11 protein-coding genes are annotated in these 14,555 nt (G+C 69.5%); 3 read left to right on the top strand and 8 right to left on the bottom strand.

All coding sequences use genetic code 11. The features are described 5' to 3' along the window. Positions 1 to 345: 345 nt before the first annotated feature. From NIE111_RS24025 to NIE111_RS24000, 6 genes are all read right to left on the bottom strand, one after another. Complete coding sequence (locus NIE111_RS24025; protein ID WP_238686599.1) at positions 346 to 1,548, bottom strand: RNA polymerase sigma factor; 1,203 nt, start codon at positions 1,546 to 1,548, stop codon at positions 346 to 348. A gap of 63 nt (positions 1,549 to 1,611) precedes the next feature. Further along, a complete protein-coding gene (locus NIE111_RS24020) occupies positions 1,612 to 2,013 on the bottom strand; it encodes a YciI family protein (protein WP_238686598.1) in 402 nt (133 codons plus the stop codon). A gap of 104 nt (positions 2,014 to 2,117) precedes the next feature. Then, the gene (locus NIE111_RS24015; protein WP_238686597.1) at positions 2,118 to 4,253 is read right to left on the bottom strand and encodes an alpha-galactosidase; all 2,136 of its coding nucleotides are present in this window, start codon (positions 4,251 to 4,253) and stop codon (positions 2,118 to 2,120) included. After that, on the bottom strand, positions 4,250 to 5,131 hold the full coding sequence (locus NIE111_RS24010) for a carbohydrate ABC transporter permease (protein ID WP_238686596.1): 882 nt from the start codon (positions 5,129 to 5,131) through the stop codon (positions 4,250 to 4,252). Before NIE111_RS24010 ends, NIE111_RS24015 begins: the two co-directional genes overlap by 4 nt. Next, positions 5,128 to 6,084 (bottom strand): carbohydrate ABC transporter permease, encoded by a 957-nt coding sequence (locus NIE111_RS24005; protein ID WP_238686595.1) that lies wholly within the window; start codon positions 6,082 to 6,084, stop codon positions 5,128 to 5,130. Before NIE111_RS24005 ends, NIE111_RS24010 begins: the two co-directional genes overlap by 4 nt. A 21-nt stretch (positions 6,085 to 6,105) precedes the next feature. After that, complete coding sequence (locus tag NIE111_RS24000) at positions 6,106 to 7,434, bottom strand: ABC transporter substrate-binding protein (protein ID WP_238686594.1); 1,329 nt, start codon at positions 7,432 to 7,434, stop codon at positions 6,106 to 6,108. A 283-nt stretch (positions 7,435 to 7,717) separates the two neighbouring features. On the opposite strand from NIE111_RS24000, the gene NIE111_RS23995 reads away from it, so the two are divergent. The 3 genes from NIE111_RS23995 to NIE111_RS23985 all read left to right on the top strand — a co-directional run bounded on the left by NIE111_RS23995 (position 7,718) and on the right by NIE111_RS23985 (position 11,854). Continuing rightward, on the top strand, positions 7,718 to 9,709 hold the full coding sequence (locus tag NIE111_RS23995) for a beta-galactosidase (protein WP_238686593.1): 1,992 nt from the start codon (positions 7,718 to 7,720) through the stop codon (positions 9,707 to 9,709). A gap of 37 nt (positions 9,710 to 9,746) precedes the next feature. Continuing rightward, a complete protein-coding gene (locus tag NIE111_RS23990) occupies positions 9,747 to 10,523 on the top strand; it encodes a DeoR/GlpR family DNA-binding transcription regulator (RefSeq protein ID WP_238686592.1) in 777 nt (258 codons plus the stop codon). A gap of 383 nt (positions 10,524 to 10,906) precedes the next feature. Then, complete coding sequence (locus NIE111_RS23985; protein WP_238686591.1) at positions 10,907 to 11,854, top strand: sporulation protein; 948 nt, start codon at positions 10,907 to 10,909, stop codon at positions 11,852 to 11,854. Positions 11,855 to 11,917: 63 nt separating this feature from the next. Here the strand turns inward: NIE111_RS23985 and NIE111_RS23980 are convergent, their stop codons facing one another. Further along, complete coding sequence (locus tag NIE111_RS23980; protein ID WP_238686590.1) at positions 11,918 to 12,295, bottom strand: hypothetical protein; 378 nt, start codon at positions 12,293 to 12,295, stop codon at positions 11,918 to 11,920. Between the two features lie 178 nt (positions 12,296 to 12,473). Further along, a complete protein-coding gene (locus NIE111_RS23975; protein WP_238686589.1) occupies positions 12,474 to 14,516 on the bottom strand; it encodes a glycerophosphodiester phosphodiesterase family protein in 2,043 nt (680 codons plus the stop codon). Positions 14,517 to 14,555: the final 39 nt, after the last annotated feature.

Genomic DNA, 14,555 nt, shown 5'->3' with positions numbered 1-14,555 from the left:
CGCGCCCCGCGCTCCGCGCCCGCGCCCCGCGCTCCGCGCCCCGCTCCCGGCCTGGTGGATGAATCGTTTACAGCATCAGCTCCAAAGGGCCCAGAACACACACCCACCCACCACCCACCGACACCCGCGCCGCCGCTGCGGGCAGTACCGCCGCCCTCGGCTGTGCCGCCGGTTCCGCGCGCTGTCGCCCCGGTAGAGGCGACGGAGTGGGGCTGGCAGGGTAGATCTTGGACACTTTCCGTTCCGCGGGCCCGCCGAGCTAACGGAAACTGTCCAAGATTGCCCGCTGTGGCGGGTGAAGCTGCCGGGGTCGCGCCGCGCGGGACTAGCAGTTGATCTCTTTCGTCACGGGAGATCTACGGGCTCGGCGGCCAGTCGGGCAGCTCGCATGGTCAGGTAGAGCTGCTCGGGGCGGCTGCTCGTGCGGGCGGCGGCGACGCGGTAGTCGACGATCGCCTGGGCCTGGTGACCGGCCATCTCGTGCAGGTGGGCGCGGGCGGCGGTCAGCCGGTGGTTTCCGGCCAACTGCGGGTCGTGGGCCAACGCGTCGAGGGCGGCCAGGCCGGCGGCCGGTCCGTGCATCATGGCCGTCGCCACGGCCCGGTTGAGGGCCACCACCGGGCTGCCGACCAGGCGTTCCAGCACCTCGTAGAGCGCCAGGATCTGCGACCAGTCGGTCTGCTCGGTGCTCGGTGCCTCGTCGTGCAGGGCGGCGATGGCGGCCTGTATCTGGTACGGACCGACCGGCCCGCGTGGCAGGGCCCGGGTGACCAGGGCGACGCCCTCGGCGATCGCCGTCGCGTCCCAGCGGCTGCGGTCCTGATCGGCCAGTGAGATCAGCTCACCGGAGGGCCCGGTCCGCGCCGGCCCGCGTGCCTCGGTGAGCAGCATCAACGCCAGCAGTCCGGCCGATTCGCTGTCGTTCGGCAGCAGCGTGTGCAGCGCGCGGGTCAGCCGGATCGCCTCCGCCGCGAGGTCGACGCGGCGCAGGTCCGGGCCGGTGGTGCTGGTGTGCCCCTCGGTGAAGACCAGGTAGAGCACCTGTCGTACGGCGACCAACCGGTCCGCCCGCTCCGCCGGCTCGGGCATCCGGAACGGCAGCCCGGACGCCCGGATGCGCTGCTTGGCCCGGCTGATCCGCTGCGCCATCGTCGCCTCGGGCACCAGGAATGCGCGGGCGATCTCGGCGGTGCTCAACCCACCGACGGCGCGCAGGGTCAGTGCCACCGCCGCCGTCGGCGCGAGCGCCGGGTGGCAGCAGAGGAAGAGCAGGACCAGCGTGTCGTCCCGCTCGGCGGTCAACTCCTCGTCCGGGGCCGACGCGTACCGCTGGTCGTCCGGATCCTGGCGGGCGACCAGGTCCTCCCGGCGGCGTCTGGCCTGCTCACCGCGGACCAGCTCGATCATCCGCCGGTAGCCGACCTGGATCAGCCAGCCACGGGGGTTCGCCGGTAGCCCCTTGGTCGGCCACTGGGTGGCGGCGCCCAGCAGTGCCTCCTGCACAGCGTCCTCCGCTGTGGCGAAGTCACCGAAGCGACGGCTGAGCACGCCGAGGACCTGCGGCGCCAACTCGCGCAGCAGGTCCTCGATGCGGGGATCGGTGTTCAGCCCTCACAGCTCCTGTGCCGGCGCGGACATCACCGGGTGCACCTCGATCGGCATGTTCAGCGGTCGGCCGCCGGGGCCGGGCGCCGTGGAGATCTGCGCGGCCAGCTCCACGGCCCGCTGCGGGCTCTCGCAGTCGACGATCCAGAAGCCGGCCAGGAACTCCTTCGTCTCGGCGAACGGCCCCTCGGTGACCACCGGCGCCCCGCCCTCACCGGCGCGGACGATCCGGGCCTGCTGCGGGCCGCCGAGGCCCTGCCCGTCGACCCACTCGCCGGCGGCGGTGAGCTTGGCGTTGACCTCGCCCATGAACGCGACGTGCGCCCGGACCTCGTCCTGGGTCCAGGTGTCGATGCTCGGGAAGTCGGTCCCGGTGGCGCTGAACTGCATCAGCAGCATGTACTTCATGGTTGGCTCCTCACGCCTGCGCACCGTCGTCGGTGCTCTCACAGTGAGGTAGAAGCAGGCCCGGCCGTTCTCGACACCCCGGCCGAGGATTCTCCAGAATCTTTTCAGTCGACGGCGTCGACCTCCAGCACCAGGCTCTGCTCCGGGTGCAGCGCGGGCAGCTGCACACCCACGCGGGCCAGCGCCGCCCCGCTGAGGGTGAGACCACCCGCCAGCCAGGTGGGCGGGGACAGGTCGATGCTCGCCGGAGCCGGTACGCCCGACACCTGTCGCATCCGGTACCGCCGCCCCGGGGCGAGACCGGGCAGCCGCACTGCGCCGGGCACCTGCGTCACCGAGGTGGCCAGCCGGGCCACCGCGTACACCGCTCGGGTGTTGTCGTGATCGACCACGCCGTGCGCCCAGACGGCCGGGTCCGGGTGATCGACCCGGACCACCCGACCAGCGTGCAGCAGCGGGCGCAGCCGCTTGTGCAGCGCCACCCAGGCGGCCAGCTCGGTCTGCTCGGCGGCGCTGATCGACGCGATGTCCCACTCGATGCCGTGGTGGCCGAAGAGCGCCGTCGCCGCCCGGAAACCCAGATCGTGTACGCGGTTGGTGGTGTGCGAGCGTTCCGGGCCGACGTGGGTGCCGATCAGCTCCGGTGGCAGCAACAACCCCGTCCAGCGCTGGATGCTGAGCCGCTCCAGGGCGTCGTTGCAGTCGCTGGCCCAGACCCGGTCGGTGCGCGCCAGGATGGCCAGGTCCACCCGGGCCCCGCCGGACGAGCAGCTCTCGATCTCCACACCCGGGTGCCGACCGCGCAGCTCGTCGAACAGCCGGTAGACCGCCACTGTCTGCCCGTGCACCCCGGGGCGGCCGTGGTGCCCGGCCTCGGTGAGGTCGCGGTTCTGGTCCCACTTGAGGTACCGGATGCCGGGGTGGTCGGTGAGCAGCGTGTCGAGACGTTCCAGCACGTGGTCGTACGCCTCGGGGCGGCCCAGGTCGAGCACCTGCTGGTGACGCCAGGCCGGCGGTAGCCGCCCCGGCACGGCGAGCACCCAGTCGGGGTGCGCGCGGAACACGTCCGAGTCGGGGTTGACCATCTCCGGCTCGACCCAGAGGCCGAACTGGAGGCCCTGGCCGGTGACGTGCTCGATCAGCGGTTGCAGGCCGTCCGGCCAGACGCCGTCGTCGACGTACCAGTCGCCGAGCCCGGCGGTGTCGTCGCGCCGGCCCCGGAACCAGCCGTCGTCGAGCACGAACCGCTCCACGCCGATCTGCGCGGCCCGGTCGGCGAGCGCCCGCAGCCGGTCCAGGTCGTGGTCGAAGTAGACCGCCTCCCAGACGTTGAGGGTCACCGGGCGGGGGGAGCGCGGGTGCCCCGGGCGGGCCCGCAGGTGGGTGTGCAGCACGTCGCTGAGCCCGTCTAGCCCGGCGTCGGACCAGACCGCGTAGAGCAGGGGAGACTCGTACGACTCGCCGGGGCCGAGCCGGATCTCGCCGGGGGCCAGCAGCTCGCCGCCACCGAGGGTGGACTCGCCGGTGGGTCGACGTTCGGCGAAGGTGACGTGGTCGCCGCTCCAGGCGGTGTGCACCGCCCAGACCTCGCCGTGGCCGAAGCCGAACCCGGCGGTGCCGGCCACCAGCAGCAGAGTGGCGTCGTGCCCGGTGCGGCCGTGCCGGCCCTCGCGGACCCAGGCGCCGTGCTGCCACGGGTGCCGCTGCGGGGACCGTTCCCGACACCACCGGCCGGTCAGATCGAGCAGTTCGGTGGCGACCGCCGGCACCGGCAGCACCGGCGTCAGCTCCCGCAGCTCGTACGCGCTGTCGCCGTCGTTACGCAGGCGGTGCCGAACGGTCAGCAGGCCGTACGGGTCGAGCGTGATCTCGATGGTCACTGTCAGCGCGGCGGCCGGGTCCGACGCCCGGACGGTCACCCGCGCCGGACCGTCGGCGGGCTGGTCGACGTCGAGACCGTCCAACCGGAACGCCGTGGACCAGGCGGCCCCGTCGCGGTGCCCGGCCAGGCCGGGCCGTCCACTCCAGCCGGCGCTCGCCTCCGGCAGCACTGACAGCACTGTCGGCTCGTCGAAGCTGCTCGGCACCACCGGCGGTACTGTCGCGTCGGTGAGCTGGCGCAGGCCGTCGTCGTCGAGGTCGCCGACGTCGCCACCCCAGTGCACGACCCGGGGCAGCCCCGGGCCGCGCGCGTCGAGCACCAGGCTGGTCCGCGCGCGGCGCAGGTGCAGGATGGTCATCCTTTGGAGGCTCCCAAGGTCAGGCCCCGAACGAAGTGCCGCTGGAGCATAAAGAAGATCACCAGGGTGGGGATCGCGACGAGCACGCTGCCCGCCGAGACCAGGTTGTTGTCGGTGAAGAACTCACCGCGCAGGTTGTTGAGCGAACTGGTCACCGGGAACTTGTCGCCGGTACGCATGAGGACGGTGGCCCAGAAGAACTCGTTGTAGATCCAGGTCACCTCCAACGTCGCCAGCGCGGCCAGGGCCGGCCGGCACAGCGGCATGGTGACCTGCCAGTACTGTCGCCAGATGCTCGCCCCGTCGACCATCGCCGCCTCGTACAGGTCACGGGGCAGCGCCTTCATGTAGTTGCTCAGCACGAAGACACAGAAGCCGCACTGGAAGGCCACGTTGATCAGGATCAGGCCCCAGTAGCTGTCGTAGAGCAGCTCCGAGTCACTCATGAACTCCGGCAGCGGCACCTCGGTGAACAGCCGGAACAGCGGGATGAGCAGCGCCTGCTGGGGCAGCAGGTTGGCCGCTGTGAAGATCCCGAGCAGGACGAGGTTGAGCTTCCAACTGAACCGGGCGATGACGAACGCCACGCAGGAGGCGAGGAAGAGGGTCAGCAGCACCGCCGGCACGGTGATGTACACCGAGTTGAGGAAGTGCTGCCCGAACTCCGCCGTCCGCCAGGCGGTGAGGTAGTTGTCGAAGGTCCAGCCGCCGAACGAGACGTAGCCGTTCGCGGCGGTGTAGTCGTACGAGCGCAGCGAGGTCAGCACCGCCCAGGCGATCGGGAAGAGCCAGGCCAGCGAGACGACGATGAGGAAGCCGTGCAGCAGGATCCGTAACGGGGTCAGCTTGCGCCGACGAACCGGAGTGTCCACGCTCATTCCCGGTTCTCCCTCATCACGGTCGCCAGGTAGATGGTGATGAAGACCAGCGAGACGACCAGCATGATCGTTGCCAGTGCCGAGCCGAAGCCGATCCGGCTCGCCTCACCCACCACGTTCTGGGTGACCAGCGCGGAGATCAGCTCCAGCCCGTTGCGGCCCTTGTTGACCACCCAGACCAGGTCGAACGCGCGCAGCGACTCGATCACTGTCACCACCAGCACGATGATGTTGATGGGCCGCATGACCGGGAACACGACCCGGAAGAACGCCCGGCTCTCCGAGGCGCCGTCGACCGCGGCGGCCTCGCGCAGCGACGGATCGACGCCCTTCAGGCCGGCCAGGTAGAGCAGCATGATGTACCCGACGTGTCGCCACCCGGAGGCGACCATCACCGCCCAGATGTTGACGTTCGAGTCGCCGTACCAGTCGATGCTGCTGCCGAAGACGGCGTTGATCAGCCCTTGGTCCCGGGAGTAGAGCAGCTGCCAGACGAAGCCGATCAGCGCCAGCGAGAGCACCACCGGCAGGTAGAGCGCGGTCTGGTAGAAGCGGCTGCCGCGCAACTCCTTGTCCAACAGCACGGCCAGGAACATGCCGAACGGGGTGGCGACCACGAACAGCGCCGCCAGCCAGAGCAGGTTGTGCTGGACCGCCGGCACGAACGGCGGGTAGATGTTCACCACGTCGCTGTAGTTGCGAGCGCCGACGAACTCGATCTCGTTGAGGGGGCCGATGCCGTCCCAGTTGGTGCCGGAGAGCAGCACGGTGGCCGCCGCCGGCATCCAGACGAACCCGGTGACGAGCAGCAGCGGGACGAGCACCATCAGCGTGATGACCACGCGGTCGGTGCGGGACAGGAGCCGTAGCCGCCGACGACGACCACCGGTGGAGGTGGTCGTGGCCGGCGGCGGCACGGCGCGATCCGCTTGGATCAGGGGCAGGTCGGACACGATGTCCTCCCCCTTCCGCCGTCAGTCAGTGAAGATCGACTTCTTCTGGTTCTCGATGGACGAGGTCAGGCCGTCGATGTCCTTGGGGCTCTTGATGAACTGCTGGATCGCCGGGATCATCACCGTGGAGGCGAAGTCCGGCCGGGTGTCCCGGTCGAGGAACTGGGCGATCTCGGTGGCCGACCCGACCAGTTCGGCGGCCTTCTTCTGCAGGGCGGTGTAGCCGCTGACGTCCGCGCTGGTGTTGGCGACCAGGGTGGCCGGGTCGTTCTTGACGGTGATGTCGCCGGCGTCCTTGCCGCCGAAGTACTCCAGCAGCTTGCGCGCGTTGTCCTCGTTCTTGGGCTTGCGGGCCATCATGTAGCCGTCGATCGGAGCGTCCAGCGCCTTGGCGCCGATGGCCGGGTCGATCTCGGGGAAGGTGAAGAAGTCGAGGTCGCTCTGCTCCTCGTTGCTGAACTGCTGACCGACGAAGAGGCCGAGCATGTACATGCCGCTCTTCTTCTGCTGCAACGACTGCGCGGCCTCCTGCCAGGTGCGGCCGAGGCTGTCGGGCTGGTGCAGGGGGAGTAGGCCGGCCCAGGTGTCGAAGACCTTCTTGACCTTGTCGGAGGTCCAGGCCTCCTTGCCGGCCATCAGGTCGACGTGGAACTGGTAGCCGTTGATGCGCAGGTTGAGGATGTCGAAGGTGCCCATCGCCGGCCAGCCGTCCTTGTCGGCGAAGGCGATGGGGATGAGGCCGTCCCTCTTCATCTGCGCGCCGAGAGCGGTGAGCTGGTCCAGGGTGGTGGGCACCTGGTAGCCGTACTGCTGCCAGACCGACTTGCGGTAGAACATCGCCCAGGGGTAGTAGGACGCCGGTACGAAGTACTGTTTGCCGTCGTCGCCGGTGGATGCCTTCTTGAAGGCGTCGGAGTAGCCGGAGAGCTTGCTCCACACGTCACTGATGTCGCTGGCCAGGCCCTTTTGCGCGAAGAAGCGCATCCGGTAGCCGGCGAACCAGGTGAACACGTCGTCCGGTTTGCCCTGCAGGTAATTGTTGATGTTCTCCTGGAACGTGTTGTGGTCGACCGTATTGACCGCCACCTGCACGCCGGACGAGGTCTTGAAGCCGTCGGTGACCTTGACCAGGACGTCCTTCGGCTTCGGGTCCGACTGGTTCGAGCCGAGCGACACGTCCTTGCTGGACCCCCCGGAGCCGGAGTCGTCGCCGCAGCCGGCGAGCAGGCCGGTGCCGAGCAGCGCGCCCGTACCGGCCGCGCCGGCCAGCAACGATCGTCGGTTGATGCCGGCGACTGAGGGCGGTACGAGCCGAGCCAGGTACTCGGCTTGGGATTGGGGACGGGACATCTGTGCCTCCTGCGAATGAGAAGGAGCTACGCCCAAGGGCCTCAGGGGTGGTGAAGGCAGGTCCAGCGTCGTGATCACACATTGAGATCCACCGAGAATCCACATTGGCGAACACGAACGGCCATTGGGGCCTCAAGCTACCCTGCGGTCGGGCGCTGTCAAGAGGGCAGTTCGCCTCTGATAACCCAGTCGTGACACGGCCGTTACCTGGTAAACGTTGGAAAGAAGCGCGATGTTGGAACCTGTTGACTTTCGCGGTCCGGCGGGTGCACCCTCAGCTGTCATGCGGCGATGGCAGGGTGACAGCATCTATTTCGGCGGCGACTACAACCCCGAGCAGTGGCCCGAGGAAACCTGGTCCGAGGACGTCGACCTGATGCGCCAGGCCGGGGTCAACCTGGTCTCCGTCGGCATCTTCTCCTGGGCGTTGCTGGAACCCACCCCGGGGCGGTTCGAGTTCGGTTGGCTGGACCGGGTGTTGGACCTGCTGCACGACGGCGGCATCCAGGTCGACCTGGCCACCGCCACGGCCAGCCCACCGCCGTGGTTGGCCCGCGCGCACCCGGAGATGCTGCCCCGCCGGGCCGACGGCACGATCCTCTGGCCGGGTGGACGACAGGCGTACTGCCCCAGCTCACCGGTGTTCCGCAAGCGGTCGCTGGAGCTGGTGCGCGCGGTCGCCAGCCGGTACGCCGAGCACCCCGCCGTGGTCATGTGGCACGTCTCCAACGAGCTGGGCTGCCACAACGCGCACTGCTACTGCGACGTCAGCGCCGAGGCGTTCCGTGGCTGGCTGCGGGAGCGCTACCGCGACCTGGACCGGCTCAACGACGCCTGGGGCACCGCGTTCTGGAGTCAGCGCTACGGCGACTGGGCCGAGATCAACCCGCCGCGCACAGTGACGGCTTTCGCCAACCCCACCCAGCAGCTCGACTTCCTGCGCTTCTCCTCCGACGAGTTGCGCGCCCAACTGCGCGCCGAACGCGAGGTCCTGAAGGCGCTGGTCCACCAGCCGATCACCACCAACTTCATGATCGGCATGGACGTCAAGCACATGGACTACCAGTCCTGGGCCGACGATGTGGACCTGGTCTCCAACGACCACTACCTGACCGCGGCCGACCCGCAGGCGCACCTCGGTCTGTCGCTCGCCGCCGACCACACCCGGGGCGTCGCCGGCGGCGACCCGTGGCTGCTGATGGAGCACTCCACCAGCGCCGTCCAATGGCAGCCGCGCAACGTGGCCAAGCTGCCCGGTCAACTGCGCCGCAACAGCCTCGCGCACGTCGCCCGCGGCGCCGACGGGGTGCTCTTCTTCCAGTGGCGTGCCTCCCGTGCCGGCGCGGAGAAGTTCCACTCCGCGCTGGTGCCGCACGCCGGGCCGGACACCAAGGTGTTCCGCGAGATCTGCCAGCTCGGCGCGGACCTCAAGGCCCTCGCGGAGGTACGCGGCAGCCGGGTGGACGCCGACGTGGCGATCCTGTTCGACTGGGAGGCGTGGTGGGGTGTCGAGTTGGATTCGCACCCCAGCGTCGACGTCACCTACGCCGACCGACTGAACGCCCTGTACGGCTCGCTCTGGCGGGCCGGCGTGACCGCCGACGTCGTCCACCCGTCGACCGACCTCAGCGGCTACCGGCTGGTCCTCGTGCCGACCCTCTACCTGGTCCGGGACGACGACGTCGCCGCGCTGCACCGCTACGTCGAGGCCGGTGGCACGGCGGCGGTCACCTACTTCAGCGGCATCGTCGACGCCGACGACCACATCCGGTTGGGCGGCTACCCGGGCGCGTTCCGGGAGTTGCTCGGCGTTCGGACCGAGGAGTTCTTCCCGCTGCGCGAGGGCGAGCAGGTCCACCTCGACGACGGCAGCGCCGCCGACGTGTGGACCGAGTGGGTGCACGCCGACGACGCCGAGGTGCTCGCGTCGTACACCGATGGGCCCCTGCCGGGCGTGCCGGCACTCACCCGGCACCGGCTGGGCGACGGTGCCGCCTGGTATGTCGGCACCCGGCTGGACGAGCCGGCCACCGACCGACTGGTGGCCCGGCTGCTCGCCGAGGCCGACGTTCGCCCGGCGGCGTCGGCGCCGTCCGGGGTGGAGGTGGTCCGCCGCCGTGACGGCGACCGGACCTGGCTGTTCGCGATCAACCACACCGACACCGAGGTACGCCTGCCGGCGCGCGGCGTCGAACTGTTGACCGGAGGACACTGCGCCGGTGAGCTGGCACTGCCGGCCGGTGACGTGGCGGTGGTCCGTGAGGATCGGACCTGATTCTGACGACGGCCACGGCGCGAAGGAGGTTCCCCACATGCTCGCCCAGCAGCGGCAGACCGCCATCCTCGATCTGATCCGCCAACGCGGCGGGGTGCGGGTGAGTCATCTGGTCAGCCGATTCGGCGTGTCCGACATGACGATCCGGCGCGACCTGGAGGTGTTGGCCGAACGCGGCCTGGTCGACAAGGTGCACGGCGGCGCGACCCTCGCCGGGCCCGGTTCGGCCGAGGAACCCGGCTTCGCCGCGAAGTCGATCCGCCAGCAGGCGGAGAAGCGCGCCATCGCCGTTCGGGCCGCGACGATGGTCGAGCCGGGGATGGCCATCGCGCTCTCCGCCGGCACCACCACCGCCGCGCTGGCCACGCTGCTCTCCGACGTACGCGGGCTGACCGTCGTGACCAACTCGATCCCGGTGGCCGACGCGCTCTACCAGAACCCGCGCGCCGACCAGACCGTCGTGTTGACAGGTGGCATCCGCACCCCGTCGGACGCGTTGACCGGGCCGGTGGCCGAGGCGGCGATCAGCGCGCTCAACGTCGACCTGCTGTTCCTCGGTGTGCACGGCCTCAGCCCACGGACCGGGTTCACCACGCCCAACCTGCTGGAGGCCGGCGTCAACCGCTGCCTCATCGGCGCGGCCCGCAGGCTCGTGGTGCTCGCCGACCACACCAAGTGGGAGACGATCGGCATCGCCACCATCGCCCCGCTGGAGGCCGCCGACGTGCTGATCACCGACCGTGGGCTGCCGCCGGAGGCACACACCACGATCGGCGAACAGGTCGGCGAACTGGTAATCGTGGAACCCGACTGAGCGTCCCCACGCCCCCGCGCGTCCCCGCGCGTCCCGCGCTCCCTGCGGCGATCTTGCGGTTTCGGTTGCCGAGATGCGTGGATCGCCCCTTAAGTCGGGACAGAAAGTGCAAGATCGCGGAAGGCTGCGGTTCGGAGGGTCGAACGCCTGAATCGTTTGCGACATCAACTCCAAAGGCCGCCGACGGACACCCGCCCTTCCGCTGACCCAGAACGGGGAGAGGACAAGTTGGGCGGGAAGGGCCGACGTCGACGAGCTCGGGCGCCGGCGCGGCACGACGACGTTGGCGCTTCACAGCCATCTCACAGGGGTGCTGGATAGGGTGCCGTTCGAGTCAACGTCCGACTCCAGCCTGGAGCGGTCGGCGTCGCACAGGAGTTCCGATGGTCTTCAAGAAGATGTTGAGCGCGTTCGGTGTGGGCGGTCCCAGCGTGGACACCGTGCTGACCAACCCCAACACCCGGCCCGGCCTGACCCTCGACGGGCAGGTCAACCTCGTTGGCGGTGACTCTGAGGCAGCCATCGAGCAGGTGGTGATCGGCCTGGTCACCCGGGTCGAGGTCGAGGGACACGACACCGAGTACGCGGGCACCATGGAGTTCCACCGCATGGCGGTCAGCGGGTCGCTCGTGCTCGCCCCGAAGCAGCAGCTCTCGATTCCGTTCCAGTTGCCGGTGCCGTGGGAGACCCCGATCACCGACGTGTACGGCCAGCGCCTGCACGGTATGACGATGGGTCTGCGCACCGAGCTGGCGATCGCCCGCGCTGTCGACAAGAGCGACCTGGACCAGGTGGCGGTGCACCCGCTGCCGGTGCACGAGCGGATCCTGGAGGCGTTCCAGCGGCTCGGCTTCCGGTTCAAGCACGCCGACCTGGAGCGTGGTCACATCCGGGGTGTGCAGCAGACGCTGCCGTTCTACCAGGAGATCGAGTTCTTCGCCTCCCCGCAGTACGCGAGCACCATCCGGGAGGTCGAGCTGACCTTCGTGACCAGCCAGCGCGGTGTGGAGGTCATCCTGGAGTGCGACAAGCGCGGCGGGTTCCTCAGCGCCGGGCACGACGCGTTCGGTCGCTACCAGGTGTCGCACACCGACGTCGACCGGGTGGACTGGGCGCAGGTCGTCGACGGCTGGCTGCGCGAAACCACGTCCCGCTATGGCAGCCTGCGCTCCCAGTACGGCCCGAGCCACGGCCACGGTCACAGCCGTGGGCACGGCATGGGCGGCATGGTGGCCGGCGCCGCGCTGGGTGTCGCCGGCGGCATGATCGCCGGCGAGATGATCGAGGAATCGTTCGAGGGCGACTTCGGCGACTTCGGTGGCGACGAGTAACCGCTACAGACACCACAGTGGCCTCCGGGAGGATCTCCCGGAGGCCACTGTGCACTGTCAACGTCAGTGTCGGGCCTTGCGCTCCTCGCCGCTGCGCCAGTTGCTGCCAGCCTTCGAGAGGCCACGGCTACCGAGGTAGCCAAGCGTCAGCAGGGTGATCAGGAACCAGGCGTTGTCGGCCCGGAAGATGTCCACCCCAGCGGAGTTCTTACCGACGACCTGCGACGCGCCCAGTACGGCGGCCACCGCGATCAGGTAGATCCAGAACTCGGTGGTCTTGAACGCCTGCTTGGTCTCCGTACCGGGTGCCTGCATGTCGTTGCGGCGCCCGTCATGCATGGACGGCATCTGCTGGGTCTGCATGTCCCGCATCGACGCGGGGTTCTGCGGGTCGTTCATGGGCCGGTTCATCGGCCGGGTGGAAGCAGCCTGCGTGCTCATCTGGTCCTCCTCAGGATGCGATGAGTCGTACCTGCATTCCCTCGCCCCGCTACCGCGTTTCGGCCACGGCACGGTTCGCTTTCGTGGCGGGGACAACCCCCGACTACCCGAGGCCCGGCAGCAGGTAACACCGATCGCCGGCCGGAAAAGTCCGGCCGGCGATCGGGTGGTCGACGGGTCAGCGCAGGCCGTTGCGGGTCGCCACGCTCACCAGAAGGTCCGGGTCGTCGGTGATGATGCCGTCGACGCCCAGGTCGATGACCCGCTGCATGACCGTCGCGTCATCCACGGTGTACGGGATCACCTTCAGGTCGTAGCGCGTCTGCAGGGTCCGAACGTCCGGTCCGTGGAAGTACGCCGGGTTCTCCCGCAGGTACCAGTCGGTCGAGGCGACAGTGCCCTGCTTCGGGTCGTGCACCTGCCAGTTGGCGGAGACCGTGCCAGCGCCCGCGGCCCGGGTCAGCTTGCCCAGGTCCTGGTACTTCCACCAGTCCAGTCCACCGGTCCACGGGCTCTTCACCGACGGGTTGCCGTAGACCGCCTCGAGCGAGCACTCGTCGGCGAGGGTCGCGCACTCGGCTGGACCGTACTGCCAGACCAGGCCGACAGTGCTGATCCGCCGGTCGAGCTGCCGGGCGTACGTGATGGTGCGCCAGTCGAACGACTGGATGGTGGCCCGGCTGGTGAAGCCGGCCCGCTGGATCGCGTCGACGAGCTTGCGGGTGAAGCTGCGGTACGGCTCGGTGTCGTTCACCACCGGGCTGATCTTCGTCTCGATGTTCATTCCGATGTCGGTGCGGCCACTCGCCTTCACCAGGGCGAAGACCTCGTCCAGCGTCGGGATCCGGGCACCGGGCGCGGGCACCTGGGCGGGCAGCTCGGGCAGCGTCTTCGTGCCGCAGTCAACGGTCTTGAGCTGCGCCAGTGTCAACTCGTGCACCGACTTGCCCACGTACGGGAACTTTCGGTCTCCCGGGCGCACCGGGGCGGTGTCGACGCAGTGCGACCCGTTGACCGTGCGGTCGTGCAGCACCACCAGCTTGCCGTCGGCGGTCACGTTGGTGTCCAGCTCCAGGGTGGAGATGGCCCGGTTCGACAGCGCGTTCGCGAACGCCGGCAGTGTGTTCTCCGGTCGGGTGGCCCGACCGCCCCGGTGCGCCTGGATGTCGAACGGCGCTGTGTACGCCTTCGGCAGCCGGTAACCGCGCTGCGCCAACAGGCCGCGCAACCGGTCCGGGTAGTCGGTGATCATGCCGTCCACACCGTCGTCGATCAGCTTGGTCATGGTCGGCACGTCGTCGACCGTCCACGGGATCACCTTCATCCCGTAGCGGTGCGCCCGGGCGACCATCTCCTTCGTGACGTACGGCTTGTAGCCCGGGTCGGTGACAGTGCCGTTCTGCGGCATCCCGTGCACCGGCGAGAAGGCGCTCGCGCCGAAGCTGCGGATCGCCGTGATCGGGTCGCCGCCGAAGTCGTCGATGTCCAGCCCGCCCAGCCACGGCGACTTACCCGGCTGCCCGGTCTGCAGGAAGTCGTAGTTGGTCAGGGCGACCAGCGGCAGTTTCGGCTCGACCTGACGCATGCGCATCAGCGCGCCCCAGTCGAAGCTCTGGATGGTGACCTGCTTGAGCAGTCCGGCGGCGCGGATCTCGGCCGCGGTGACCCGGACGAACTGCTCACGGGGGGCGGTCTCGGTCGGCGCGCCAGCCTCGACCTTGGTCTCGACGTTGAGCTTCACGTCCTTCGCCCGGTAGCGGTTGACCAGCGCGAAGACCTCACGCAGCAGCGGCATCCGGGCACCGGGGACGGCGAGCTGGCCGGGCTTGTCCGACAGCGTCTTGGAGCCGCAGTCGAGCGAGCGCACCTGGGCCAGGCTGAGCGTGTTGATGTACTTCCCGACGTACGGGAACTCCGGGTCGCCGGGCGTCACCGGTGTGGTGTCGACGCACTTGGTGCCGGTGACCTTGCGGTCGTGGGTGACGACGGCCTGGCCGTCCTCGGTGATCTGCACGTCCAGTTCGAGGGTGCTCACCCCGAGCTGGAGGGCGTTGCCGAAGGAGGCGAGGGTGTTCTCCACCCGCAGCCCGAGGCCACCCCGGTGGGCCTGCACGTCGAATGTCCGGTCCGGTCGTGGCTTCGCCTGGGCGGGCACCGCGAGCCCGGTCGTCACCGTCGCGGCCACCAGGGCCGCGACGGCGGTACGGCGTACTGTGCGCACGCTGTCATCCCCTCCTGCCGGCGGGCATCTCCCACCGGT

The organism is Micromonospora hortensis (assembly GCF_022230935.1).
GTDB lineage: Bacteria > Actinomycetota > Actinomycetes > Mycobacteriales > Micromonosporaceae > Micromonospora > Micromonospora hortensis.
This window is presented reverse-complemented; position numbering and strand designations above follow the sequence as displayed.

Coding starts and splice junctions, on each gene's coding strand:
- NIE111_RS24020 (WP_238686598.1), bottom strand. CDS start 2,013: ATGAAGTACATGCTGCTGATGCAGTTCAGCGCCACCGGGACCGACTTC.
- NIE111_RS24015 (WP_238686597.1), bottom strand. CDS start 4,253: ATGACCATCCTGCACCTGCGCCGCGCGCGGACCAGCCTGGTGCTCGAC.
- NIE111_RS24010 (WP_238686596.1), bottom strand. CDS start 5,131: ATGAGCGTGGACACTCCGGTTCGTCGGCGCAAGCTGACCCCGTTACGG.
- NIE111_RS24000 (WP_238686594.1), bottom strand. CDS start 7,434: ATGTCCCGTCCCCAATCCCAAGCCGAGTACCTGGCTCGGCTCGTACCG.
- NIE111_RS23995 (WP_238686593.1), top strand. CDS start 7,718: ATGCGGCGATGGCAGGGTGACAGCATCTATTTCGGCGGCGACTACAAC.
- NIE111_RS23990 (WP_238686592.1), top strand. CDS start 9,747: ATGCTCGCCCAGCAGCGGCAGACCGCCATCCTCGATCTGATCCGCCAA.
- NIE111_RS23985 (WP_238686591.1), top strand. CDS start 10,907: ATGGTCTTCAAGAAGATGTTGAGCGCGTTCGGTGTGGGCGGTCCCAGC.
- NIE111_RS23980 (WP_238686590.1), bottom strand. CDS start 12,295: ATGAGCACGCAGGCTGCTTCCACCCGGCCGATGAACCGGCCCATGAAC.